The organism is Novosphingobium sp. SG919 (assembly GCF_012932495.1).
GTDB lineage: Bacteria > Pseudomonadota > Alphaproteobacteria > Sphingomonadales > Sphingomonadaceae > Novosphingobium > Novosphingobium rhizosphaerae.
The window spans coordinates 549,927-575,252 of the sequence record NZ_JABCNG010000001.1 but is presented as its reverse complement, the minus strand read 5'-3'; the positions used below and the strand labels follow the sequence as shown (position 1 = coordinate 575,252).

The 25,326-nt window shown below is 66.7% G+C and carries 23 protein-coding genes; 12 read left to right on the top strand and 11 right to left on the bottom strand.

All coding sequences use genetic code 11. The annotated features are described in order from the left end of the window. Nucleotide 1 precedes the first annotated feature (1 nt). Nucleotides 2–310, bottom strand: a complete 309-nt coding sequence (locus FHT19_RS02565) for a hypothetical protein (protein WP_168554234.1) — start codon at nucleotides 308–310, stop codon at nucleotides 2–4. Between the two features lie 274 nt (nucleotides 311–584). On the opposite strand from FHT19_RS02565, the gene FHT19_RS02560 reads away from it, so the two are divergent. From FHT19_RS02560 to FHT19_RS02545, 4 genes are all read left to right on the top strand, one after another. Next, entirely contained in the window at nucleotides 585–1,676 is a 1,092-nt protein-coding gene (locus FHT19_RS02560) for a PhoH family protein (protein ID WP_211184788.1), read from the top strand. 172 nt (nucleotides 1,677–1,848) lie between these two features. Next, on the top strand, nucleotides 1,849–2,343 hold the full coding sequence (ybeY, locus tag FHT19_RS02555; RefSeq protein ID WP_168554232.1) for an rRNA maturation RNase YbeY: 495 nt from the start codon (nucleotides 1,849–1,851) through the stop codon (nucleotides 2,341–2,343). A 26-nt stretch (nucleotides 2,344–2,369) separates the two neighbouring features. Beyond that, on the top strand, nucleotides 2,370–3,323 hold the full coding sequence (locus FHT19_RS02550; RefSeq protein WP_168554231.1) for a hemolysin family protein: 954 nt from the start codon (nucleotides 2,370–2,372) through the stop codon (nucleotides 3,321–3,323). After that, nucleotides 3,323–4,204 (top strand): LysR substrate-binding domain-containing protein, encoded by an 882-nt coding sequence (locus FHT19_RS02545; RefSeq protein ID WP_168554230.1) that lies wholly within the window; start codon nucleotides 3,323–3,325, stop codon nucleotides 4,202–4,204. Before FHT19_RS02550 ends, FHT19_RS02545 begins: the two co-directional genes overlap by 1 nt. A 126-nt stretch (nucleotides 4,205–4,330) precedes the next feature. Here FHT19_RS02545 and FHT19_RS02540 read toward each other — a convergent pair whose 3' ends face one another. Then, nucleotides 4,331–5,875 carry an acetyl-CoA hydrolase/transferase family protein gene (locus tag FHT19_RS02540; RefSeq protein WP_169473812.1) on the bottom strand — a complete coding sequence of 515 codons (1,545 nt, stop codon included), beginning with the start codon at nucleotides 5,873–5,875 and terminating at the stop codon, nucleotides 4,331–4,333. Between the two features lie 149 nt (nucleotides 5,876–6,024). Further along, entirely contained in the window at nucleotides 6,025–6,480 is a 456-nt protein-coding gene (locus FHT19_RS02535; RefSeq protein WP_168554228.1) for a peptidylprolyl isomerase, read from the bottom strand. 163 nt (nucleotides 6,481–6,643) lie between these two features. Between FHT19_RS02535 and mgtE the strand changes: the two genes are divergently transcribed. Both mgtE and FHT19_RS02525 read left to right on the top strand, forming a co-directional pair. Further along, nucleotides 6,644–8,044, top strand: a complete 1,401-nt coding sequence (mgtE, locus tag FHT19_RS02530; protein ID WP_168555423.1) for a magnesium transporter — start codon at nucleotides 6,644–6,646, stop codon at nucleotides 8,042–8,044. Between the two features lie 21 nt (nucleotides 8,045–8,065). Beyond that, the gene (locus tag FHT19_RS02525) at nucleotides 8,066–8,473 is read left to right on the top strand and encodes a DUF1489 domain-containing protein (RefSeq protein WP_168554227.1); all 408 of its coding nucleotides are present in this window, start codon (nucleotides 8,066–8,068) and stop codon (nucleotides 8,471–8,473) included. 30 nt (nucleotides 8,474–8,503) lie between these two features. Here the strand turns inward: FHT19_RS02525 and nudC are convergent, their stop codons facing one another. Genes nudC through FHT19_RS02510 form a run of 3 tightly spaced genes read right to left on the bottom strand, consistent with a single transcriptional unit; the run spans nucleotide 8,504 to nucleotide 11,889 of the window. Continuing rightward, nucleotides 8,504–9,433 carry an NAD(+) diphosphatase gene (gene nudC, locus FHT19_RS02520; RefSeq protein ID WP_169473810.1) on the bottom strand — a complete coding sequence of 310 codons (930 nt, stop codon included), beginning with the start codon at nucleotides 9,431–9,433 and terminating at the stop codon, nucleotides 8,504–8,506. Continuing rightward, the gene (locus FHT19_RS02515; RefSeq protein ID WP_169473808.1) at nucleotides 9,430–10,743 is read right to left on the bottom strand and encodes a serine hydrolase domain-containing protein; all 1,314 of its coding nucleotides are present in this window, start codon (nucleotides 10,741–10,743) and stop codon (nucleotides 9,430–9,432) included. The genes nudC and FHT19_RS02515 overlap by 4 nt, the downstream gene beginning before the upstream one ends. A gap of 45 nt (nucleotides 10,744–10,788) precedes the next feature. Further along, nucleotides 10,789–11,889, bottom strand: a complete 1,101-nt coding sequence (locus FHT19_RS02510) for an A/G-specific adenine glycosylase (RefSeq protein WP_169473806.1) — start codon at nucleotides 11,887–11,889, stop codon at nucleotides 10,789–10,791. Nucleotides 11,890–11,903: 14 nt separating this feature from the next. Here FHT19_RS02510 and FHT19_RS02505 point away from each other — a divergent pair, with 14 nt between their 5' ends. From FHT19_RS02505 to FHT19_RS02485, 5 genes are all read left to right on the top strand, one after another. Further along, a complete protein-coding gene (locus FHT19_RS02505; protein WP_179504259.1) occupies nucleotides 11,904–12,515 on the top strand; it encodes a DUF721 domain-containing protein in 612 nt (203 codons plus the stop codon). After that, nucleotides 12,512–13,252: a thioredoxin domain-containing protein gene (locus FHT19_RS02500; protein WP_169473804.1), complete on the top strand. Its 741-nt coding sequence runs from the start codon at nucleotides 12,512–12,514 to the stop codon at nucleotides 13,250–13,252. The genes FHT19_RS02505 and FHT19_RS02500 overlap by 4 nt, the downstream gene beginning before the upstream one ends. Before the next feature lie 46 nt (nucleotides 13,253–13,298). Beyond that, nucleotides 13,299–14,048, top strand: a complete 750-nt coding sequence (locus FHT19_RS02495) for a thioredoxin domain-containing protein (RefSeq protein WP_169473802.1) — start codon at nucleotides 13,299–13,301, stop codon at nucleotides 14,046–14,048. A gap of 49 nt (nucleotides 14,049–14,097) precedes the next feature. Further along, on the top strand, nucleotides 14,098–17,538 hold the full coding sequence (locus FHT19_RS02490) for an AAA family ATPase (protein WP_169473800.1): 3,441 nt from the start codon (nucleotides 14,098–14,100) through the stop codon (nucleotides 17,536–17,538). Nucleotides 17,539–17,660: 122 nt separating this feature from the next. Further along, nucleotides 17,661–18,515: an MBL fold metallo-hydrolase gene (locus FHT19_RS02485; RefSeq protein WP_348981764.1), complete on the top strand. Its 855-nt coding sequence runs from the start codon at nucleotides 17,661–17,663 to the stop codon at nucleotides 18,513–18,515. A 63-nt stretch (nucleotides 18,516–18,578) separates the two neighbouring features. On the opposite strand, the gene FHT19_RS02480 is transcribed toward FHT19_RS02485, so the two are convergent. Beyond that, complete coding sequence (locus FHT19_RS02480) at nucleotides 18,579–19,445, bottom strand: hypothetical protein (RefSeq protein ID WP_169473796.1); 867 nt, start codon at nucleotides 19,443–19,445, stop codon at nucleotides 18,579–18,581. A gap of 104 nt (nucleotides 19,446–19,549) precedes the next feature. Next, entirely contained in the window at nucleotides 19,550–20,464 is a 915-nt protein-coding gene (gene ubiA, locus FHT19_RS02475) for a 4-hydroxybenzoate octaprenyltransferase (RefSeq protein WP_169473794.1), read from the bottom strand. A 111-nt stretch (nucleotides 20,465–20,575) separates the two neighbouring features. On the opposite strand from ubiA, the gene FHT19_RS02470 reads away from it, so the two are divergent. Beyond that, nucleotides 20,576–21,325, top strand: coding sequence for a 16S rRNA (uracil(1498)-N(3))-methyltransferase (locus tag FHT19_RS02470; protein ID WP_211184870.1), 750 nt, complete (start codon nucleotides 20,576–20,578; stop codon nucleotides 21,323–21,325). 52 nt (nucleotides 21,326–21,377) lie between these two features. Here the strand turns inward: FHT19_RS02470 and fghA are convergent, their stop codons facing one another. The 3 genes from fghA to FHT19_RS02455 all read right to left on the bottom strand — a co-directional run bounded on the left by fghA (nucleotide 21,378) and on the right by FHT19_RS02455 (nucleotide 25,321). Further along, nucleotides 21,378–22,223: an S-formylglutathione hydrolase gene (gene fghA / locus FHT19_RS02465; protein WP_211184789.1), complete on the bottom strand. Its 846-nt coding sequence runs from the start codon at nucleotides 22,221–22,223 to the stop codon at nucleotides 21,378–21,380. Next, entirely contained in the window at nucleotides 22,220–22,603 is a 384-nt protein-coding gene (locus FHT19_RS02460; protein WP_168554218.1) for a VOC family protein, read from the bottom strand. The genes fghA and FHT19_RS02460 overlap by 4 nt, the downstream gene beginning before the upstream one ends. 111 nt (nucleotides 22,604–22,714) lie before the next feature. Then, entirely contained in the window at nucleotides 22,715–25,321 is a 2,607-nt protein-coding gene (locus FHT19_RS02455) for an HWE histidine kinase domain-containing protein (RefSeq protein WP_169473790.1), read from the bottom strand. Between the last annotated feature and the right edge of the window lie 5 nt (nucleotides 25,322–25,326).

Here is a 25,326-nt window from a genome sequence, read left to right as displayed (position 1 = left end):
CTCAGCCATGGTGGTGATGGTGGCGGTAGGCGTGACGGATCTTGTGGTGCATCACCTTGCGATCATGGCGCAGTTCGCGGGCGTCATGGCGCACTTCGTGACGGGCAACGCGGGCGGCGCGTTCGTTGCCATGCGCACGGGCGACGGCCAGGCGTTCGCGATCGTGGCGGAATTCGGCGCGGTCATGGCGCACTTCGTGGCGGGCGGCGGCAACTGCGGGGGTCTGGACCGGCTGGGCATTGGCCATGGCCGGGGCAACCACGGGAGCGAGAACGGCGGCAGCGACAATGGCGAGGACGAACTTGCGCATGGGGGTAACTCCTTGATCGGCCGAGGTTGGCAGACACTTGGGGCAGAGCGCCTTGGCGTGTCCGTCGGCCATGAAGCGGTTATGGCGCGCAGCGGCTGAACGCGTGCCGAAGGATTGCGCAAGAAACCGCTCAGGTTTGTCGTGCCCTGGCAGCAAAGTGTCGCGGTCTCGTTACCTATGACAGGCATTTTACGATTGCGGCGCTTGCACCGCGCCGATCACACCTTACACTTGCATAGAGAGTTCGATGAAAGGAGCGCGAAAACCCCATCCCATGGCTCGCAAATTCCCCCGCGCCCACGAAGAGGCGCATCGCGACATGACCTTCGACCGCCCCGGGCACCGTGCCGGAATAACCGGAGATGCCGGGGCAAGGACCGGGGCCAGGCCGGAAAGTCCACGGCGCGCGCGCGTGGAAGTGGAATTTGAAGAGCAGACGATGCTGGGTGCGCTGTTCGGGCAGTTCGATACCAACCTGGTGCAGATCGAAAACCGCCTGGGCGTGTATATTTCCGCGCGCGGCAACAAGGTCTTGATCGAAGGGCCAGAAGACGCCGTGGCCCGCGCCCGCGACGTGCTCAAGGGCCTGTACCAGCGCCTCAACACCGGACACGAAATCGATAGCGGCGCACTGGAGTCCCTTATTGCGATGAGCGCGGAACCCACCCTGGAAGGCATCATCACCGGCACGCCCGGCAATGCCCCGCCGATCATGATCCGCACCCGCCGCAAGACGATCGTGCCGCGTTCGGCCACGCAGATCTCCTATATGCAGGCGCTGGTGAAGAACGACGTGATCTTTGCCCTGGGGCCGGCGGGCACCGGCAAGACCTACCTGGCCGTGGCCCAGGCCGTGGCCCAGTTGATGACCGGATCGGTACAGCGCCTGATCCTGTCGCGTCCGGCGGTGGAAGCGGGCGAACGGCTGGGCTTCCTGCCGGGCGACATGAAGGAAAAGGTCGATCCCTATCTGCGCCCGCTCTACGATGCGCTCTATGACTGCATGCCGCCCGAACAGGTGGAGCGGCGCATCGCCAGCGGCGAAATCGAGATTGCCCCTATCGCATTCATGCGCGGGCGCACGCTGGCCGATGCCTTTGTCATCCTGGACGAAGCGCAGAACACCACGCCGGCGCAGATGAAGATGTTCCTCACCCGCTTTGGCCAGAACAGCCGCATGGTGGTGTGCGGCGATCCCAAGCAGGTCGATCTTCCCGGCGGCGTGGCGGCCAGCGGCCTGGCCGATGCCGTGGGCCGGCTGGAGGGCGTGGACGGGATCGGCGTGGTTCATTTCAGCCGCGCCGACGTGGTGCGCCACCCGATCGTGGGGCGGATCGTGGAAGCCTATGAGGGGAACGAGGCCTGATCTTGCGCTGTGGCTCCACCACACCCAACCCGCTCCCCTGAAGAGGAGGGGGCGAGGGGGTGGTGGAAACCTCGCGCGAGGCCGATCTTGCATTTTTTGCACATGGCGGCTGGCGCACCCTGCGCCACCATGCCAAAGCGAATCGCCTCCCCCCAATTGTACAGGCCCCCGCATGACCGCGCCGATTCTGGAAATCGACATCGATCCCATCTGGGGAGACGCCACCGATTGGGAGGCATTGGCCAACCGTGCCGCCGAAGCGGCCGCCAAGGTGGCACCCGAACTGGCGCATCCCAACCTGCTGGTCAGCCTGGTCCTGGCCGACGACGAAGAAGTGCACGCACTCAACAAGCAGTGGCGGGCCAAGGACAAGCCGACCAATGTCCTCTCGTTTCCGATGCTTGCCCGCGAGGATGTGCTGCGTGCCGCAGCCGATGAAGGCGCGCCGGGCATGCTGGGCGACCTGATCCTGGCCCAGGGCGTCTGCGCGCGCGAGGCGGCCGAAAAGGGTGTTTCGGTGGAAACCCACGCCACCCACCTGGTGGTCCACGGGCTGCTGCACCTGGCCGGTTACGATCACGAAGAGGGTGAGGCCCAGGCCGAGGAAATGGAAGACCTGGAGCGGAAGGCGCTTGCCTTGCTGGGCCTGGCCGACCCATATGCATGATGGTTTCTGAAACGGGGAAAGGAACGATGTCCGTGCCCGAGGGCAATGGGCCAAGCGGCGAAGGCCGTTCTGGCGAAGGAGACAGTAGCGGCGCGCTGTGGCGCGTGATCAAGGCCTTTTTCAAGGGGCCCGACCATGATCAATCGCTGCGGGCGCAGATCGAGGAAGCGATCGAAGAGCACGAGCACGAACCCGGCCACATCGAGGGCGCCGATGGCGACCTGGTGCCGGTGGAACGCCAGATGCTCAAGAACCTGCTCCATTTCAGCGAACGCGATGCCGACGATGTCGCCATCCCGCGCGGGCAGATCATCGCCATTCCGGCCTCATCCACCTTTGCCGAGGTGGTCGCCGCCTTTGCCGAGCATGGCCACAGCCGCCTGCCGGTCTATGGCGAATCGCTCGATGAAGTGCAGGGCATGATGCACATCAAGGACGTGTTCCCGTTCCTGGCGGACATGGCCCTGAAAGGCGCACCCGCGCCGGCCGATTGGACCACGCTGATGCGCCAGCCGCTGTTCGTGCCCCAGGCACGCGGCGCGATCGACGTGCTGGCCGACATGCGCAGCAGCCGCACCCACCTGGCCGTGGTGATCGACGAATATTCCGGCACCGACGGGATCGTCACGTTCGAGGACCTGGTCGAGGAAATCGTCGGCGACGTGGAAGACGAGCACGACGACGCGCCCGAAGTGCTGCTCAACCAGCTCGATCCCGATACCTGGGATGCCGATGCGCGCGCCGAACTGGAAGACGTGGCCCAGACCATCGACCCGCGCCTCGCCGAAGTGGAGGAAGATGTCGACACGCTGGGCGGCCTGGCCGTGGTATTGGCCGGCGAAGTGCCGCCGGTGGGCCGTGTGCTGGAACACGAATCCGGCTGGCGCCTGGAAGTGACCGGGGGCGACGAACGCCGCCTGACACGCATCCGCCTGCATGCCCCCTCCACTGCCCTTGCCGAAGAAGAAGAAGACGCCTGATGATCCGCCGCCTGCCTCCGCTGCGTTCGCTGGAAGCCTTCATCCGCGTGGTGCGCGCGGGATCTGCCAAGACGGCGGCGGCGGAACTGGCGCTCAGCCCCTCGGCCCTGTCGCGGCGGCTGGCGGCACTGGAAGAATTCGTGGGCAAGCCGCTGTTCGAGCGCAAGCACCAGGCACTCAAGCTGACCGAAGACGGGCAGACGCTGTATGATGCCGTGGCCCCGCTGATCGACGAGATGGCCGACCGCATCGACCGCATGATCGACACCGGCAAGGTCATGCGCCTGCGCCTGGGCGTGCTGCCGCTGTTCGGCAGCCAGCGCCTGTTCCCGCGCCTGGGCGAATTGCGCAAGCTGCACCCGCAACTGCACATCGACATCGACAGCTCCACCGCGGCCGAAACCAAGCTGGGCGATACGATCGACGCGGCCATCGTCCTTTCCGAAGGGCCCGATGCCACGCTGCATTCGGTGCGGCTTGATCACAACCGCGTCTATGCCATCGCCAGCAAGCAACTGGCCGAGGAACTGGGCGACCGGCCCGACATGGCCAAGCTCGCCAAGCAGACGTTCCTGGTCCACAACGACCTGCCCGCCAGCTTCGAAGCGTGGAAGCGCACGCTGCACCTGGAAGCGCTGGAACCGGCGGCGATCGACCATTTCGATTCGGGCCAGCTGATCCTGGAAGCCGCCGCGCAAGGGCTGGGCATCGCGATCATGCACGACGATCACTTCAGCCGCAGCCACGATCCCCGCTTGGCCCGGGTCTATGATATCGAGGTGGACAGCCCTTATTCCTACTGGTTCGTCTGCCGCCCGCGCGCGCTGCAATCGCGCCCGGTGCGCTTGTTCCATGATTGGATGCTGAAGGCGGGGCTTTAGGCCCACGCCCCTCCACCACCGCTTCGCGGCGGTCCCCCTCCCCGCCTTCGGCAGGGAGGAACCGGAAGTTCCTCCCCATCCCCCGATGGGGAGGTGGCGGCCGCAGGCCGACGGAGGGGTACTCCCTCACCCCGCCAGCATCGTGCCCTTTTCCACGAAACGCTGGTGCCATGACAACGCCTCGCGCAGCAGCGAGGGCGAGTGCTTGCCATAGGAATCGCGCAGGGCACGGGCGTAGTAATCGGCCAGCTGGTCGCGGTAGAGCGGGTGGACGCAGTTGGCGATGACCTTTTCCGCGCGCTGCTTGGGCGCCAACCCGCGCAAGTCGGCCAGGCCCTGGTCGGTGACGATCACCTGCACGTCCTGGTCGATATGGTCGACATGGCTGACCTGGGGCACGATGGTGGAAATCGCCCCGCCCTTGGCCACCGAAGGCGCCATGAAGATCGAGATATAGGCATTGCGCGCAAAGTCGCCCGAGCCGCCGATGCCGTTCTGGATGCGCGAGCCCATCAGGTGGGTGGAGTTGACGTTGCCATAGAGATCGGCCTCGATCATGCCGTTCATGGCCAGGCAGCCCAGGCGGCGCACCAGTTCGGGGTGGTTGGAAATCTCCTGCGGGCGCAACACGATGCGATTGCGATAGCGGTGCATTTCGGCATTGAGCGCTTCGGCCGCATCGGGGCTGAGCGAAAAGGCCGTGGCCGAAGCCATCGCCAGCTTGCCCGATGCCAGCAGTTCGAGCATGCCGTCCTGAAGCACTTCGGTATAAGCGGTCATTGGTTCGAACGGGCTGTCCATCAGCCCGTGCAGCACGGCATTGGCGATATTGCCCACGCCCGACTGGATCGGCAGCAGGCTGCGCGGCAGGCGGCCCACGGTGACTTCGTGCTCCAGGAACGCCAGCAGATGACCGGCAATGGCGCGGGCGGCATCGTCAGGCGCCTTGAACGGGGCATTGCGATCAGGCGTGTCGGTGGCAACAACCGCCACCACCTTGGCCGGATCGATGCGGAACGTGGGCTGGCCGATGCGATCATCGGGATGGGTCAGCGGGATCGGCTGGCGGTGCGGTGGCAGCGCCGTGCCGTAATAGATGTCGTGCATCCCGTGCAGCGCTTCGTGCTGCCAGGAATTGACCTCGAGGATGATCTTGCCCGCGCGGTCCAGCCAGGTCTTGTTGTTGCCCACCGAAGAGGACGGCACCACGCTGCCATCGGGCAGGATTGCCGAGACTTCCACCAGCGCCACGTCGAGCGGGCCGAGGAAGCCCTGCCAGGCCACCGGCGCCACCTGGCTCAGGTGCATGTCGAAATACTGCACGGTGCCCGCGTTGATCTGTTCGCGCACCAAGGGATCGGAATTGTAGGGTAGGCGGAAATCGATGCCCTTGGCCCGCGCCAGCGCGCCATCGAGTTCGGGGCCCGTGGATGCGCCAGTCCACACCTTGATGGCATAGGGATCGCCCGCCGCATGCGCCGCTTCCATCCGCCGCGCCAGGGCCTGGGGCACCGCCTTGGGATAGCCCGCGCCGGTAAAGCCACTCATCCCCACGACCGCGCCAGGGCCGATCAGGCTGGCGGCATCGTCCGCGCTCATCAGGCGGGCACGATAATCGGGATGAGCAATGCGCGCGGTGGAAACGGGTGCTGACGAAACGGGGGCGTTCATGGGGGGCTCCTCTCGGGTTCGGTCTGCCCTTGCCCCTAGGCCGATGCGCCCATTCCGGCAGCAAAAAAGGCGGGGACCAGCCCCGCCTTTCCCTGATATGATACAGGTTTCGTCTCAGAACCGAGACAGCGCCCGGTCGTCGCTCTGGCTCAGGCCGCCTGAACGGTCGCCTTGCGGATCACGCCCGGGTTTGCCGGCGGCTCGCCCTTGGGCAGCGCGTCGATCAGGTCCATGCCGCTCTCCACTTCGCCCCACACGGTGTACTGGCGATCGAGGAAGCGCGCGTCGTCAAAGCAGATGAAGAACTGGCTGTTGGCCGAGTGCGGATAGCTGGTGCGGGCCATCGAGCACACGCCGCGCACGTGCGGCTGGTCGTTGAATTCGGCCTTGAGGTCCGGCTTGTCGGAACCGCCCATGCCGGTGCCCTGGGGGCAGCCGCCCTGCGCCATGAAGCCGGGGATCACGCGGTGGAACTTCACGCCATCGTAAAAGCCTTCCGAGGCCAGTTCCTTGATGCGTTCCACGTGGCCGGGGGCCAGATCGGGACGCAGCTTGATCACCACATCGCCCGAATCCAGCGACAGGACCAGTTTTTCTTCAGACATCGACCACTCTTCCTTGGCAAACAATGCCGCCGATATAGGCAATCTGCCGGCAAAGTCACGCTGCACTGCATCATTGCATTTGCCGGATGATCGCCTATCCCGGCCCATGATGGATGAAGCCGCGCACCGGGACGACGAACCGCAGATCGACACCGACACCGTGATGGTGGCGGCGCCCGATCCTGTGCGCAATTCGCAGGAGCTGGACGAGGAAGACAACACGCTGCGCCCCTCGTTCCTGCGCAAGGTGACCGAAGCGCTGGACGAGGCCGACCAGGAAACCGTCTATAACCTGGTCGAGCCGCTGCATCCGGCCGACATTGCCGACTTGTTCGAGTTGATCGAGCAGGAATATCGCGCGCCGCTCGCCCGCGCGATCAACGACCTTTTGGGGTCGGAAGTGCTGGCCGAATTGAACGACTGGGTGCGTGATGCGCTGGTCGACGATCTGGAGCCGGACGAAGTTGCCGATCTTGCCGAGCAGATGGAGACGGACGACGCCGTCGCCCTGATCGAAGATCTCGACGAGGAAGACCAGGCTGCGGTCCTGGCCGAGATGGAGCCGGAAGACCGCGCCGCGATCGAAAGCGCGCTGTCCTACCCGGAAGAATCCGCCGGCCGCCTGATGAGCCGCGACGTGATCGCGGTGCCCGAACACCTGAGCGTGGGCGACCTGATCGATTACTTGCGCCGCGACGATGATGACCTTGCCACCGAATTCTGGGAAGTGTTCATCGTTGACGTGAAGCACCGCCCCGTGGGCACCTGCATGCTGTCCTGGCTGCTGCGCGCGCCGCGCAGCGTGGCCCTGGCCGATGTGATGAAGCGCGACCAGACGCTGATTCCCGTAACCATGGACCAGGAAGAAGTGGCGCTGCGCTTCCAGAAATACGCGCTGATCTCGGCCGCCGTGGTGGACGACAGCGGCCGCCTGGTCGGCCAGATCACGGTGGACGACGTGGTCCACATCATCCAGGAAGAAGCCAGCGAAGACATCCTGCGTCTTTCGGGCGCGGGCGATGGCGACATCAACGAGCCGATCGCCTTGACCGTGCGCACGCGCCTGTCGTGGCTGGTGGTGAACCTGGGCACGGCGATCATCGCCGCGTCGGTGGTGGGCCTGTTCCAGGGCGCGATCGCCCGCTTTGCCCTGCTCGCCGTGCTGATGCCGATCGTTTCGGGGATGGGCGGCAATGCCGGCACGCAGACCCTGGCGGTGGTGGTGCGCGCGATTGCCACCAACCAGCTGACCAGTTCCAACACCGTGCGCATGATCCTGCGCGAATTGCGCATTGCGCTGGCCAACGGGCTGTCGCTGGGCGTGCTGATCGGGGTGGGCACCACGCTGATATTCGGCAACCCGCACCTGGGCGCGGTGATCGCGGCAGCCATGGTCATCAACAATCTGGTGGCTGGGCTGGCCGGGATCATGGTTCCCGTCACGCTCGATCGGCTGCGCGTGGATCCGGCTGTCTCTTCGGCCGTATTCGTCACGATGGCGACCGATGTCATGGGGTTCTTCTCGTTCCTGGGGCTGGCGGTCGTTACCGGACTTGCCGCCTGATACCGATCGGAAGACCTGCAAATGCCCTTGCACATGACCAAGGTGGCCTATGGCGCCCAGTCGCTGGCCGAAGTCCACGAATGGTTTTCCGCCGGGCGGCGGCACGGTGCCGATGGCGTGGCGCGCCTGACCACGCGCAATTGCCCGCGCCGCCATGCCGAGATGATCGGCGGCTCGCTCTATTGGATCTTGAAGCATCAGCTCGTCGCCCGCAGCGAGATCCTGGGCTTTGAAGAGGCCGAAGGCGGCCGCACCAACATCCTGGTGTCCACCCGCCTGATCGACGTGGTGCCCAAGCCGCGCCGCGCCCACCAGGGCTGGCGCTATCTGGAACCAGGCGATGCGCCGGCCGATCTGGGCGATGGCGAGGCGGGCGATGTCTTGCCAGCGGAGATTGCCGGGGAATTGGCCAAGCTGGGGCTGGTTTGAAGCGGGGTTGCTTGCGATGCCTGACGCAACCTATCCCCGCGCCACCATCCACCATTCCAGCAGGTGCCGCGCCACCGCCGTATGCGTGGGCGCCCCGAACGGGGCATCGGGCCGGCCTTCCAGCGCGGCGGTCACTTCGGCGCGGGTGAACCAGCGCGCGTCTTCCAGTTCGGCATGGTCGATCGCGATCGCCGGATCGTCGGCCAGGGCGTGGCAGGCGATCATCAGCGACGAGGGATAGGGCCAGGGCTGGCTGGCGACATAGCGCACGTCGCGCACGCGCACGCCTGCTTCTTCCAGCACCTCGCGGGCGACAGCCTCTTCCACGGTTTCCCCCGGTTCCACGAACCCGGCCAGCGCGGAATAGCGCCCGGCGGGGAAGCGCGGCTGGCGCCCCAGCAGAAGCCGACCATCGTGTTCGACCAGCATGATCGTGACCGGATCGACACGCGGAAAATGCTCCGCCCCGCATGCGGCATTGGCGCAAGATCGCTGCCACCCGCCCTTGGCCGCGCGCGTGGCATGGCCGCAGCGCGCGCAAAAGCGGTGGCGGGCATGCCAATCGACCAGGCTGCGCGCGCCGCCATAGATCGCCAGGTCTGCTGCCGGCATGGCATCGAGCATGGCGCGCAAGTTTGGCGCGGCGGGCGCCGTGCTGCCGCCCAGGGCAGGCGCGACCGCGGCAAAGCAGCCGTGGCCCTGCGGATCAAGGCCCAGGAACACGAGATCGGCCCCCTCTGGCGCGGCCGCAAGCGGCGCCCAGACCAGCCCGCCCTCGGCCGAAAATTCGGGTGACAGGCCATCGAGCACCAGCAGGCGCGCCCCGGCCGCGGCCTGCACCGCCGCCAGCCGCGCCGGATCGGTGCGCACGGCATCGGCCCGGTCGAGCGGATTGCCGGCATAGGCAATCGGCGGCAAGGCCTTGTGCAAGCCGGCGGTCAGCGTGGCAGTATCGGTCATGCGGCAACCTTGTGTTGGGCGAGCAGCCGCGCGCGCACGTCGCTGCGCACGGCCTGGGGAAAGGCATCGCTGAACGGATAGGCGGTGCTGGGCATGTATTGGGTGAAGAACCCGGCGCGCACCCCGCCCACCTTGCTGATGAACGCGATCGTGCCGGCCGCGCCCGACCAGCCATAAGTGCCGGCCGATTCGCCCAGCCCCACGCGGCCGCCGGCCCCGAAACCATGCCCGGCAATCCAGGTGCCCGCCGTGCTGGCGGTGGCCGGCAGCAGGTTGCTGGTGCCCAGGTCCACCGCGCGCTGGCTCATCACCCGCTTGCCGGCAAAGACCCCGCCGCCCAGCAACATGGCCAGGAAGCGGTCATAATCGCGTGGGCTACTGATCATCCCGGCCCCGCCAAAGGGGAAAGCCGGCGGATCGAGATAGACCGAGTTGGCGGCCACATCGATCGGCAGCAGGCGGCCGTTGGCGACGGCATAATTGGTGGTGAACCGCGCCACGTCGGCCTGCGCCAGGCGGAAGCCGGTGCTGGCCATGCCCAGCGGATCGAACAGCCGCGCTTGCAGAAACGAAGCAAAATCCTGGCCCGAGGCCAGCTCGATGATCCGCCCCATCAGATCGAGGCCGACCGAATAGGACCAGCGCGTGCCGGGTTGATATACCAGCGGCAGCTTGGCGAGATTGTCGGCAAAGGCGGCCAGGCTGGGTGCGGGATGCGATTCGCCAAAGCCGGGCACGGGCACGCGGCTCACGGCATAGGGGGTGATGCCCGCTGCGGCATAAGCCTCGCGGATCGGGCCGGTCTGCACGATGGTATAGCCCAGGCCAGCCGTGTGGGTCAGCAGGTTGCGCACGGTGATCGGCGCCGTGGCCGGCACCACCTTGTCCACCGGGCCAGCCGGATCGACCAGCACATTCATGTGCGCAAAGCCCGGCAGGAAATCGGCAATCGGTTGGTCAAGCTTGAGCTTGCCCTCGTCGATCAGCATCATCGCGGCCATGCCGGTGATCGGCTTGGTCATCGAATAGACGCGGAACAGGCTGTTTTCATCCAGGGCGCGTGCATCACCGCGCGTGCCCACGCCCCGCGCCACCACTTCGGGGGCGCCCTGCCCCCAGCCCAGCGTGGCCACGGCACCCACGAGCTTGCCAGAGCCGACGTAGTTATCAAGCAAGGCAGACAGGGCGGGCAAGCGCGGATCGGTGGGCGCGGCATGGGCCCAGCGCCGCAGCAGCAGGCCGCCGCCCAGCATGCCTGCCCCGCCCAACAGAGCGCGGCGGCTGAGCGCCGGGGTTCGCGGAAGTGTCATTCCATCGTGCATCTGGCCATCGTGCATCGCGAGCAAACCCTTTCTTCAAACCTCTTGCGCACCGGCCAGCGCCAGCCGCGCCGCCTTGGCAAAAACCGTTGGCAACCCGGCATTTTCCATGTCGGCGCGGGGCCACCAATGAGCGCCGGGGATATTAGCGGCAGAACCGCCTTCGCCCACCATCAATTGCAGATCGAGATCGAAATGGGTGAAACCGTGGCGCACCACCCCCGCCGATCGCCACGTGCCATCCTGCGGCGGCTGGCCATGGCCATCGGCCCGCGCGCTCCAGCCATCGTCGGGCAGTGCGCGCATGCCGCCCAGCATGCCCTTGTCCGGCCGCGTCACGACCAGCACTTGTGCCGCGCCGTCCGGGCCGGTCCGTTCGATCCAGAACGCGCGGCCCTGGCGCTGCGGCTTGGCTTTCTTGGCCGCCTTGACCGGCAGCGTTTCGGCCCGGCCCTCGCGCTCGGCGCGGCACGCGCCACGCAAGGGGCACAGCAGGCAGCGCGGCGCCTTCACGGTGCAGATCGTGGCGCCAAGGTCCATCATCGCCTGGGCAAAATCGCCGGCACGGGCAGCGGGCGTGATCGTGTCGGTGGCGGCGCGAATCGCCGGGCGTGCAGCGGGCAGCGGCGTATCGATGGCAAAGAGCCGGGCCACCACGCGCTCCACATTGGCATCGACCACCACGGCCCGCCGATCGAACGCGATCGCGGCCACTGCTGCGGCGGTATAGGCCCCCAGCCCCGGCAAGGCGCGCAATCCCTCTTCGCTATCGGGAAAGGCGCCCAGTCGCGCCACGGCCCGGGCGCAGGCCAGCAGATTGCGCGCACGGGCATAATAGCCAAGCCCCGCCCAGGCAGCCATGACCGTCGCGTCGTCTGCCGCGGCCAGATCGTGCACCGTGGGCCAGGTGCGAGTGAATTTCTCGAAATAAGGGCCAACCGCGGCCACCGTGGTTTGTTGCAGCATCACTTCGGACAGCCACACCCGATAGGGATCGGGCGCGGGCGTTCCGGGATGGCTGCGCCAGGGCAGGCGCCGGGCATTGGCATCGTACCAGCCCAGTAGCGCAGGCGCCACGCCATCGCCGGTTTCCGTGTTGCGGGCGGGGAAATCGTCAGGATGGCCACTGGCTTGCATGGCGCCGCTATGGCATGGCAGGCGCCAAGATGGAAAGCGATCCGCCAAAATCACGTCCTGCCCGAAAGGCCGCCCCCAAGGCCGCAGCCAGCAAGCCTGCGCCCAAGGCGTTCGAGCGCAAGCGCGGCGGCGATGCGCGCCAGATTGCCGACCTGATGCCCGCCATCGGGCGTACCGCATTCCGCCGCTTCGGCTTCGTGCAAAGCTCGGTCGTCACCCGCTGGCCCGAAATCGTCGGTACCGCGCATGCCCGCCACTGCATGCCCGAATCGATCCGTTTTGCGCCGGGCGAAAAGTCGGACGGCATCCTGCAACTGGTGGTGACGCCGGCCCATGCCCCGCTGATCCAGCACGTCGTGCCCGAGATCATGGAGCGGGTGAACCGCTTCTTCGGCTATCGTGCCGTGGCCAAGGTGAAACTGCGTCAAGGCGTGGTTCAGGCGCCGCGCCCGACAGGCCCTGCGCCGCTGGCGCCGCCCTCACTCAAGCCGGTACCGATGGACTTGGGTGACAGCCTGCGCGCCATCGGCGATCCGGAATTGCGCGCGGTGCTCGAATCGCTGGCCCGCTCTCTGGGTGAAGCCAGCGCCAGACAAGACACGGACAACAGGGACAATCGGAAGTGACCATCAAACTTCGTTCCGCTGCCAGGGCGCTGGCCCTTTCGCTTGCCGCTGCCCTTGGCATGTTCGCCACGAACCCGGCCCTGGCTGCCCCGCCGAAAAAGGCGCCGGCCGCCCCGGCCGGCCGCAACTGGAACCAGACCGTGGTGCGCACGCCACGTGACAGCTTCGTGCTGGGCAATCCCAATGCCCCGGTCAAGCTGGTGGAATACATCAGCTATACCTGCCCGCACTGCGCCCATTTCACCCAGGAAGCCGATGGCCAGCTGCGCCTGGGCTTCATCGCGCCCGGCAAAGGTTCGATCGAAGTGCGCAACTTCGTGCGCGACCCGATCGACCTGACGGTGGCCCTGCTGACCCATTGCGTGGCGCCGGCCCAGTTCTGGCAGACGCACCTCATGTTCCTGACGCGTCAGGAAGACTGGATCGGCCTGGAAATGACCGCCAGCCAGGCCCAGCGCCAGCGCTGGATCACCGGCCCGCTGGCCAGCCGCACCCGCGCCATTGCCAGCGATTTCAAGTTCTATGACATGATGGCTTCGCGCGGGGTGAGCCGCATCGCCGCCGATCGTTGCCTGGCTGACGAAGCCCTGGCCAATCGCCTGGCCGCCGGCACCAAGGAAGCGGCCGACAAGGACTATGTCGAAGGCACGCCTGCCTTCATGATCAATGGTTTGCCGCTGGCCGGCACGGCCAGCTGGGCCGCGCTCAAGCCGCAGCTCGAAGCCCGCATGAACTGATCGGCCACCCACCGGTTCACTGCCCCATCACACGGGAACCCACGCGATGAAATTTGCCAATACCCGCCTTGCGCTGCTGGCTCTGCCGCTCACCCTGGGTCTTGCTGCCTGCAGCAAGAAGGACGATGCAGCAGGCCCTTCGACCGAAACCGCCGCCGCCCTGCCCACCGTGGCCGCGCCCGCCGGCAAGGCGTGGAGCGACGTGGTCAGCAAGACCACCGAAGGCGGCTATGTCATGGGCAACCCCGATGCGCCGATCAAGCTGATCGAATTCGGCTCGCTCACCTGCCCGCACTGCGCCGAGTTCGAGGAAAAGGGCTTTCCCAAGCTTCGTGACACCTATGTCAACAGCGGCCGGGTAAGCCTGGAATTCCGCAATTTCGTGCGCGATCCGTTCGACACCACGATGGCCATGCTGACCCACTGCGGCGCGCCGGAAAGCTTCTTTGCGCTGACACAGCAGGTCTATGCCAACCAGAAGGACATCTTTGAAAAGCTGCAGCCCGCTGCCAAGGAAATCCAGGGCATGAACCTGCCGCCGGCCAAGATGTTCGGCGTGATGGCCGACAAGGGCGGCCTGATCGATTTCTTCGGCGCGCGCGGCATTTCGCGCGACCAGGCCAACGCGTGCCTTGCCAACAGCAAGACCGCCGAAGCGCTGGCCAGCGACACCCAGACCGCGGGTGACAAGTACACCATCACCGGCACGCCCACGTTCATCGTCAATGGCAAGAACGTGGACGTGGCCACCTGGGAACAGCTGGAACCGATCCTGCAGCGCGCCGGCGCGCGCTGATCCTGCGCCGGCGGGGGCTGGTCGTGCAGGGATTGGGGGGCCGGGGGCAATGCATTTCCAGCGGCTGAAACTGGCCGGCTTCAAAAGTTTCGTCGAGCCGGCCGAACTGCGCATCGAACCGGGGCTGACCGGCGTGGTCGGCCCCAACGGCTGCGGCAAGTCCAACCTGCTCGAAGCGCTGCGCTGGGTCATGGGCGAGGCTTCGGCCAAGGCCATGCGCGGCGCTGGGATGGACGACGTGATCTTTGCCGGCAGCGCCAGCCGCCCGGCCCGCGCCTTTGCCGAAGTGGCCCTGACAGCCCAAACCGACGCGGACGACCAGTGGGGCGGCGAACTGGAAGTGGTGCGCCGGATCGAGCGCGGCGCCGGTTCGGCCTATCGCGTCAACGGCCGCGACGTGCGCGCCAAGGACGTGGGCCTGATCTTTGCCGATGCCGCCACCGGTGCGCATAGCCCGGCGCTGGTCAGCCAGGGGCGCATCGCCGCCGTGATCGCCGCCAAGCCGGCCGAGCGGCGGATGATGCTGGAAGAGGCGGCGGGCATCGCCGGCCTCCACGTGCGCCGCCGCGACGCCGAGCAGAAGCTACGGGCGACCGAGGCGAACCTCGCCCGGCTGGAAGACCTGATGGCCGGGCTGGACGGGCAGATCGCCACGCTGCGCCGCCAGGCCCGCTCGGCCGAACGCTACAAGGCCGTGACCGAGCGCATCCGCGTGGCCGAAGCGCGGCTGGTCTTTGCCCGCTGGCGCGATGCCGCCGCCGCCGCGCAAGCCGCGCGCGACGAAGCCGCCCGCGCCGAAGCGGCCGTGGCCGGCGCCCAGGCCGCCACCGTCACCGCCCAGGGCGCGCAGCACGGCGCCGCCACGGCGCTTGCCGCCGCGCGCGAGGAACTGTTCGACCGGCGCCAGGACGCTTCTGCCCATGGGCAGCGCATGGCCGCCCTTTCCGCTCAGTTGGAAGCGGCCGAGCAGCGCGTGGCCGACATCGACCGGCAGTTGCGCTCCATTGCCGAAGACCGCGCCCAAGCCGACCAGCTTACCGCGCAGGCGGCACAGGCCCTGTCCCGCCTGGAAAGCGACCTGGCAGCCGCGCAAGCCACGCTTTTGGCCGACGAGGCGCGCCGGCCGCTGCTGGCCGCCGCGCTGGACGATGCCGAGCGCGCCGCGCGCGTTGCCGAATTGGCCCAGGCCCAGGCGCAAGCAGAACAGGCCGGGGTGGAAGCCGATTGGCGCGTGGCCCAGGCCGCGCTGGCTGCCGCGCAGGCGGCCCTTGCCAGGCTTGAAGCCGAAGGGCAGCGCCTTGCCACCCAGCAGGCAGCGCTGGCGGGCGAACCCGACCCCGCCCTGGCCTTGGCCGAGGCGGAACGGCGGCGCACGGAAGCGGCCGCCACTCTCGCCAGCCAGCGTGCCCGCCGCGATGAATTGACCGCAACGCGCGAAAGCCTGACCCAGGCACGCGATGCTGCCGCCAATGCCCTGGCCACGGCGCGGGCCGAACTGGCGGGTGTGGCGCGCGAGGCCGAGGCCCTGGCCCGCGACAAGGCCGCCCGCGCCAAGGCGGCAGCCGCACGTGGGCGCGGGCCGGCGGCGCTTTCGGGCTGCCGCGTGGCGCCAGGCTGGGAACGCGCCCTGGCCGCCGTGCTGGGCCGCGATGCCATGGCGCCACTGGGCCCGGCCCCGCAAGCGGGCGAAGGGCGCTTCTGGACCGGGGCCAACGCGCCCGAACCGCTGCCCGATGCGCTGTTGCACCATGTGCCGACCTATCCGCCCGAACTGGCTGCCCGGCTGGCGCTGGTGCGCGCGGTAGATGCCGACGAGGGCCAGCCGCTGGGCCCAGGCGAATGGCTGGTCACGCGTGGCGGGCACTTGCGCCGCTGGGACGGCTTTGTCGCGCGTGGCGAAGGCGCGGCAGAGGCCGCCGCGCTGGAGGCGGACAACCGCCTTGCCGAACTCGAAGCGCGCCGCCCCGCGCTGGAAGCGGCCGTGCAGGACGCACAGTCCAGCCACGATGCCGCGCGCGACGGGCTGGCCCAGGTCCAGGCAGAATGGAGCGGGGTGGAGCGCGCCATTGGCCAGGCTGCCGAAGCCGAGCGCAGCGCCCTGCGCGCGCTGGACCAGGCCGAAGCTGCCCGCGCCCAGCGCGAGGCACGCGCGGCCGATCTCACCCGCCAGGAAACCGCGCTGGCGCAGCAGATCCAGGCTGCGCAGGCCGAGGCGGAGGCCGCGCGGGCCCGCCACGCTGCCCTGCCCGATCCGGCCGCCGGGCGCGCCACGGTCGATGCCGCTCGCGCCACGCACCAAACCGCGCGCGCCAGCCTGCAACAGGCGATGGCCGCCCATGCCGCGTTGGAACAGGGTCTTGCCGTGGGACACGAGCGGCTGGGTGGCATGAAGGCCGACGTCCGCAACTGGCAGGCCCGCGCTGGCGATGCCGCCAAGCGGCTGGCGCAGATGGCGGGCCGGGCAGACGAGCTGGCCACCGAACGCACGATCGCTGCGGCCAAGCCCGCGGGCCTGATCGCCGAGATCGAACAGGGCGAAACGATCCGCGACCGCCTTGCCCGCGAACTCGCCGCGGCAGAGGCGGCGCTGGCCAAGGCCGAGAGCTTAGGCAAGGCGGCCGATGCGGCCCTGGCCCAGGCCAACGAAGCGCTCGCCCTTGCGCGTGAAGCACGTGCCACGGCCAGCACCAAGGCCACCCATGAAGACCAGCGCCGCCAGGAAATGGCCGGCATTTCCGGCGAGCGCTTTCAGTGCCCGCCCCCACTGCTGCCCGAACGCTTTGCCTTTGCCGGCGCCGACGTGGGCGAAGCGAGTGCCGAAAGCGCCGCGCACGAGCGCCTCGTGGCCGAGCGCGAGCGTATTGGCCCGGTCAACCTGGTGGCCGCCGATGAATTGGCCCAGGCCGAAGCGCGCCAGGCCGAAAGCCTGGCCGAGCAGGCGGAACTGGCCGAAGCAGTCAATCGCCTGCGCGGCTCTATCGGCAATCTCAACCGCGAAGGCCGCGAACGCCTGCGCGCCGCGTTCGAAGCGGTGGATGGCCATTTCCGCCGCCTGTTCACCCGCCTGTTCGGCGGCGGGGAAGCCCATCTGGCACTGGTGGACAGCGATGACCCGTTGGAAGCAGGGTTGGAAATCATGGCCCAGCCGCCGGGCAAGCGGTTGCAATCGCTGACCCTGCTTTCGGGCGGCGAACAGGCATTGACGGCCGTTGCCCTGATCTTCGGCCTGTTCCTGACGAACCCGGCGCCGATCTGCGTGCTGGACGAAGTGGATGCCCCGCTCGACGATGCCAACATCGAACGCTTCTGCGACCTGCTGGATGCCATGGTGGCAGAAACCCAGACGCGCTACCTGATCGTGACGCACAACGCGGTGACCATGAGCCGGATGCACCGCCTGTTCGGCGTAACCATGGTGGAACGCGGCGTCTCACGCTTGGTCAGCGTGGACCTGGGCGGGGCGGAAGACTTGCTCGCCAGCGCGGTTTGAGGCGCGCAGGATCAAGAACGCGGGCGCGCGCCGTCATGGTCGCGCGCGCGGGCGCGTGGCATCAGGGCAGGATGGATGCCGCACGCCGTTTTCGCCCCGCATTTGCGATCGCCGCCCTCGCTTTGATCGGGGCAGCCCCCGCCCCGGCGTTCAATCCCCCGCCCTTCGCGCACTGGATCGACGGCACCACGGCAAGCGAGCCGCAAACCCAGGTCCAGGCGATCGACGCCGATACCTTCGTCATCCGCCAATCGGTGAAGACCAATTTCGAAGCGCCGTTCCTTTATCTGCTGTTCGGCCACAAGGGCGCCCTGCTGATCGATACCGGTGCCGGCGGGCTTGCCGTGCGGCCGACGGTGGAAAAGGTCATCGCGCAATGGCGCCAGGCCCACGGCGGCCGCCCACTGCACCTCACCGTGGCCCATTCGCACAGCCATGGCGACCACCACGCCGGTGACAGCGAATTCGCCGGCCGGCCCGATACCACCGTGGTCGGCCTCGCCCCGACCGACGTGGCCAGCGCGTTCCACGTCGCCGATTGGCCCAACGGCATCGGCACGCTGGACCTGGGCCGCCGCGTGCTGCGCGCCATTCCCACGCCCGGGCACCAATCGGCGCATGTCATGATCTATGACCCGCGCACCCGCCTGCTGTTTTCCGGGGACATGCTCTATCCTGGCCGGCTCTATGTGCCGGAAAACCACTTCGCCGAATTCCGCGCCAGTGCCCACCGCCTGGCCACCTTCGCGCAAACGCATCCGATCCGCGCCCTGCTGGGCGCCCATATCGAGATGACCACCACGCCGGGCCTGGATTATCCGAACGAAGCCCCCACGCATCCGGCCGAACACGGCCTGGCCCTATCCCCGGCCGCGATTGCCGAACTCGTGAAGGTGGTGGACGGCATGGGCGACACGCCGGTCAAGGTCGTACAGGCCGATTTCATCGTTTTCCCGGTAGAGCCGCGGCCGAACTGATGAATACTCAAATTAGATAACTAAAAATATTGAAATTACTGTAATTATTTCATTACATATATCTCAATACATTCTACCTACAACAACCGAATAGTACGGTGCATTTAAATTTGAAAAAAGCGAAATATCTGCAACCAAGAATATATTTTTACCCCTTTTTACACGATATAAAATTATATCGTGCATAGAATCTCTATCATGAGTAATTATCTCAGAGCAACCTCCTACAAACATTCTCAAATAATCCGAATCTTTACGAATAATTAGTTCCGGTAAAAATGGATAGAATGCATTTAAACCCAACATAGCACAGGCCATACTGTGACCTATTTTGGCCAAAAGAAGAACCAGCTCTTGAAATGCAACGCCACATCGTATTTCAATGCGGCGAGCACCCAGCCTTTTCGCGATCTCATTCATTCGGGCGTTGGCCACGGCCATCCCCCCCGGATAAATCACTATAAGTCTGCGCTCCCACGCCTCATCCCATTTTTTCTTACGAAAAAAGTACGGCCGCGCCATTTTTACGAGGGCAATGGAAAGAGGGTGCTGAGCCACTGGGACTTCGACAGAAACAGGGATTTCAGCACCCTCGAAATACGCACTAACGGGGAACGTTGAAGGCCTTTCACGCGGCCGCTTCGAGGGAAGGTTGAAGTGCGCGCGCAAGGGTCCAAAAACCCGCTTAGCAACCTTCTGCTCAAATGATGATGTGATCCCCTCACATTTTGCACAAGATGCTTCGGGGAGAAGATACCTACCATCTAAACTTTCGGGAATGATATGTTCAAGACCAAGCCGACGATCAGGTTGGCTCTGCGAATATGATCGGGCACCGCAATAGATACACTGCCCCACCGGAGCATATCGCCAGCGTAGGTCGCGCTCATTCGGATTAAAAACTATAAGATCTTCATAGGATGATTTCATATATCACTATGGCTTTCGCAGTAATATACAATATTAATTCCGATCCAATGAAATTTACAACAGATAAAATTCCAATAGAATATCAGATTTTTGCAATTTACCCCCTACCCCGCACTCCCCACCACCAGGCACGCCAGCGCCATCAGAAACCCTGCCGTCCGGTTCGACCGGAACCGCGCCAGGGCATTGTCGCCATCGTCAACCTCCAGGCTCAAGGCCTGCCAGCCAAGGTGCAGCGCCACCGGCAAGAGGGCGAGCAGGGCCAGCGGATCGGGCCTGACCAGCCAGAACGCCAGCGCCCAGAGTGCCACGGCGGCAGCGTAAAACGCGGTGACGCCGGGCTTCACCTTGTTGCCGAGCGCGCGCGCGCTGGAGCGGATGCCGACCATCGCGTCGTCCTCGCGGTCTTGCAGCGCGTAGATCGTGTCATAGCCGATGCACCAGCACATCGCGCCGGCATAGAGCGCGGCCAGGGCGCCCAGGCCGGTGTCGCTCACCGCCACCCAGCCGGTGGGCGCGCCCCAGGTGAAGACGAGGCCGAGCCAGGCCTGCGGCCACCAGGTGATGCGCTTCATGAACGGATAGGCGGCGACCAGCGCCAGGCTGCCCAGCGCCACGATCTGCGCCTGCCAGCGCAATTGCAGCAACACGACAAGGCCGACGGCGGCCAGCAGGCCGAGCCAGGCCCAGGCCGCTTTCTTGCGCACGCGGCCGCTGGCCACCGGGCGTTGCGCGGTGCGCGCCACTTGCGCGTCGAGATCAGCGTCGACGATGTCGTTGTAGACGCAGCCTGCCCCGCGCATGGCGATCGAACCCAGCAGCATCCACGCCACCAGGTGCCATTGCCGCGCGCCGCCGGCCAGGAACACGCCCCAGGCACAAGGCCAGAACAGCAGCCACCAGCCGATCGGCCGGTCCAGCCGGGCCAGCAACGCATAATCGCGCAAGGGTTGCGGCAGGCGCGCGACAAGGCCGCGATGCTCGCTGTCGGGGACGATCTGGTCGGTTGCGGTGGTCATGCCCGCCGGTTCCTGCGCCGCTTTGAGCTTGGCTGCAAGGGGATGGGCCCGCAAGGGGACAGATTGCCCGAAGCCGCCCGCCTGCCTATGAACCGGCCGATGACCGATCACCTGCCCGCCACCCCCGCCTGGCCACCGCGTTCCGCCCCCCGCCTGTTCGTGCCGCAACGGCTGGAGGAAGGCGCCAGCGTGCTGCTGGAAGGCGGGCAGGCACACTATCTGGGCAAAGTGATGCGCGCGGGCGCCGGCGATGCCGTGGTGCTGTGCGACAACCAGACCGGCGAATGGCTGGCCCGCGTGGCGCACGCCGGCAAGCGCGACATGGCCCTGACCGTGGAGCGGCAACTGCGCGACCTTGAGGCTGTGCCCGACTTGTGGCTGTGCCCGGCGCTCTTGAAAAAGCAGGCGTTCGACTGGGTGCTGGAAAAGGCCACCGAACTGGGTGCGGCGCAGATCCGCCCCGTGATCACCCACCGCTGCGTGGCCGACAAGCTCAATGCCGAACGCGCCACCACGATCGTGACCGAGGCGGCCGAGCAATGCGCACGCACCGCCCTGCCCGCGCTGGCCGATCCCGTGAAGCTGGAGGCGCTGCTGCGCGATTGGCCCGAAGACCGCGCGCTGTTCTTTGCCGATGAGCAGGGCGGAGACCCGGCCGCAGCAGCCTTTGCCGCGCACAATGGCCCGGCGGCGCTGTTGATCGGGCCGGAAGGCGGTTTTGACGAAGCCGAGCGCGCGCTCGTCCGCGCGCATCCTGCCGCCCGCGCCATCACGCTGGGGCCGCGCATCCTGCGGGGCGAAACCGCCGCGCTCGCCGGTCTGGCATTGTGGATGGGAGTTGCGGGGGATTGGGGGCGGTAGGCCCCTTTGTCGTCACCCCGGACTCAGCCCCGGGGTGACGACACGGACAGGCTCAAAGGCGCTCGGCGTGCCAGCGCAAGTGGTCTTCCATGAAAGTGGAAATGAAGTTGTAGCTGTGGTCATAGCCCGGCTGCAGGCGCAGCGTGAGGTCGACTCCCGCCGCCTCGCACGCGCTGGCGAAGAGTTCGGGGCGCAGTTGTTCGGCCAGGAAGCCATCGGCATCGCCCTGGTCGACCAGGATCGCGCCGGCCGGGCGCTTGCCGTCTTCCACCAGCGCGGTGGCATCGTGCGCACGCCACGCGGCGCGGTCTTCGCCCAGGTATCCACCCAGCGCCTTGTGCCCCCAGGGCACCTGGCCCGGCGCCACGATCGGCGCAAAGGCGGAAAGCGACTTGAACGTTTCGGGATAGGTCAGCCCCAGGGTGAGCGCGCCATGGCCACCCATCGAATGGCCCGTGATCCCCATGCGATCGAGGTCCACCGGGAAATGCGCTCCCAGCAAGGCGGGCAGTTCCTGCGACACATAGTCCCACATGCGATAGTGCGCCGCATAGGGTTCTTGCGTGGCGTTGACATAGAAGCCAGCGCCCAGGCCGAAATCATAGGCGCCGGCCGGATCGTCGGGCACGTTTTCGCCGCGGGGCGAGGTATCGGGCGCCACGAAGACCAGGCCCAGTTCAGCGCAAAGCCGGCGATACTCGCCCTTGTCCGTCACATTGGCGTGGGTGCAGGTGAGCCCGGAAAGATAGAGCAGCACGGGCAGCTTGGCCCCCTGCTGCGCCTGGGGCGGCACGAAGACCGAAAAGGTCATCGGCGTGGCCGTGGCAGTAGAGGCATGCTTGTACACCCCCAGCACGCCGCCGTGGGCCCGGCTGGTCGAAACGGTTTCCAACGTCATTGCACCTGTCCATAGTTGTGCAGTGCGCAGATCTTGTGGCCATCAGGATCGCGCAAGTAAGCCAGATAATAGGGGCTGCCCTGGCGTGGCCCCGGCGGATCTTCGCACGGCGTGCCGCCATGCTCCAGGCCGGCCGCATGCCAGGCATCGGCCTGTTCGGGCGTCATGGCAAAGCCCACGGTAAAGCCGTTGGCGCACGTGGCGGGTTCGCCGTTGATCGGCAACGTCAGGATGAAGATGCCGCCGTTGTGCACATAGATCAGCCGCCCCTTCTTGCGATCGACGATGCCCTCGGGCCCGCCGAACGTGGCAAAAGTGGCATCGTAGAATGTCTTGGCACGATCAATATCGTTCGTGCCGATCATCAGGTGGCTGAACATTGGCTTTCGTCTCCCCGGTTGCGGCATGCCGCTGCCGCGCGTTGCGGGGTGTGCCCGGCAGCGGCCCTGCCGGTCAAGTGCCCGCGTGGACCGATCGTGGCGGGGGCGTGCTTATTGCTGCGCGGCAGAGTCCGCCGGGGGCGCGGCCTGGCCCTGGCTGACGGCGGCGCGCAGTTCCTTGAGCCCATAGGGCTTGTTGATCACCGGCACGCCGGGCCAGCGCTCAACGCCGATCCCCTCGCCATAACCGGTGGCAAAGGCAAAGGGCACGCCCAGCTCGATCAGCTTGTCGGCCACGGCCGCACTGGTATCCACGCCCAGGTTGAAATCGAGCAAGGCAAAGTGGAACGGACCCTGGTCCAGCATGCGCAACGCGTCACGCACCGTGGGCGCGGTGCTCACCGCCGCAGCGCCCAGTTCGCGCAGCGCATCCTCGCCATCGAGCGCAATGATCATGCTGTCTTCCACCAGCAGGACGTTGCACCCGTCGAGCGGGGTGGTCGCGCCGCCCAGGCTGATCGGCATGGGCCCGCTGTGGCGCGCCGCCGTCACCCCTGCCACGCACGGTTCGGGCAGCGTGAAACGGGCGTGTACCCCGGCCGGCAGATAGGAAATCTGCGCCGTGCCGCCCAGGTCATAGGGGATCGATCGCTCGATGATGGTGCTGCCAAAGCCGCGCCGGGTGGGCGTCGCGACGGGGGGGCCGTCGCGCTCTTGCCAGTCCAGCGCCAGCCCGCCATGCACGTCGCGCTCCCACGAGAGATGCACGGTGCCCTGCCCGGCAAGCGCGCCGTATTTCACGGCGTTGGTCATCAATTCATGGATCACCAGGGCAATGGTGACATAGGCCGTGGGATAGAGCAGCACGTTCTCGCCCTGCGCCACGACGCGTTCGGACTGCGCGCGCAGATAGGCGCCGGCTTCTATTTCCACCAGATCGGCCAGCCGCGCCGGGCCCCAGCGATCGGCGGTGATCTGGTCGTGCGCGCGGGCGAGCGAGCGGATGCGATCATCCAGCGTGGTGATGAACCCGGCCACGTCGGCGGCACCATCGCGGGTCTGGGCGATAAGCCCGCGGATCAGCGACAGGATGTTGCGTACCCGGTGGTTGAGTTCGGCGATCAGCAGTTCCTGCCGTTCCGAGGCGCGCGCGCGCTCCGCCCCGGCGGTTTCAGCCAGGCGCACCAGAACTTCCAGCATGCCCACGCGCAGCGCCTCGGCCACGCGGCGCTCGGCCGGGGTGAAGGGTTGGCTGGTGCCCTTGACCAGTTCCGCCCACGCCTCGAAACTCTTGCGCGGGGTAAGGCGCGGGCCATTGGGGCCGTAGACGATTTCCTTTTCCGGCTTGCCGCCCCAGCGCACTTCGCGCAGGCGTTCGGCGCGGAACAACACGATGTAGTCGCGCGGCTCTCGAGACAGCGGAATGGCCAGCATGCCGGCGGCCACATCGCCATGCGCGGCGGCCGAAGGCAATTGCGCGGCGATGGTTTCGGTGGCGAAGACCTGGCCCGACGACACGCGGTTGAGCAGCCGCACCACGTCTTCGAACTGCGCAGGATTGGGCGTCAGCCCCACCAGCGAGGTTTGACCGCGCACGTGGACACCGATGCCATCGGCGGGAATGGCATCGTCGATCACGTCGGCCAGCCATTGCGGATTGTCGAGCAGGTCGTTGTCCTGCGCCACGGTGGCCAGCAGGCGGTCGGTCACGGCGCGGCCGCGCGCTTCGTATTCGCGGGCCTGGGCATTCTCGCGCGCGTCGAGCATCAGCGAGAACATCTGGCCGAACAGTTCGGCCGCGCTGCGCGCCGCCATGCTGGGCAGGCGCGGGGCATAGTGGTGGCACGCGAACAGGCCCCACAGCTTGCCCCCCACCACGATCGAGATGGATAGCGAGGCGCACACGCCCATGTTGCGCAGATACTCGACGTGGATCGGCGAGACCGCGCGCAGCAGCGACAGCGACTGGTCGAGCAGCTTGCCGTCGGGATCGCGCTGCGGCATCAGCGGCACCGGGGTTGAACCCACATCGGCAATCACGCGAAAGGTGTTGCGCAGATAGAGCTTGCGGGCCTGGGACGGAATGTCGCTGGCCGGATAGTGCAGGCCTAGAAAACTGTCGACGCCGTGGCGCACGGACTCGGCCACCACTTCACCCGATTCCTGCGCATCGAAGCGATAGACCATCACCCGGTCGAAACCGGTAATCGCGCGCACCTGGCGCGCGCCTTCGCGCAGGAACGCAGGCAGGCCATCCACCTGCTGCAACCGCGCGATCATGCTGCGCACGACCGATGTCGCTTCAAGCGGTTCGGCTGCTGCCGGCTCCGCCTCGATCACGATCTCTCGACCGGAAAAATGCACGGCCACATCGAACGGCGGCCGATCGGCCAGCAATGGCACGCCAAAGATCCGCTCCACTGCGTCGGGCCCGCGCAGCGTGGTCAGGCGGTTGCGAATGGTGTGGATCGCCTCGCGATCGATCAGGTCGGAAAGCGGCTGGCCCAGCGCGGTTTCGGGCGATGTGCCGGTGAATTCGGCAAGGTTTTCCGAAACCCGCGCCACCATCCAATCGGGCGTCACCGCCACCAGAAAGCCGAAGGGCTGGATGATGCCCAAGACATGGATCGGCTCGCGATCACAATTGCTGAGATCTACAGCAAAGGCTCCCGCCCCATTGCCGGGAACCTGGCCGTCCGATTCAGAGTGTTTGGTCATCCGTG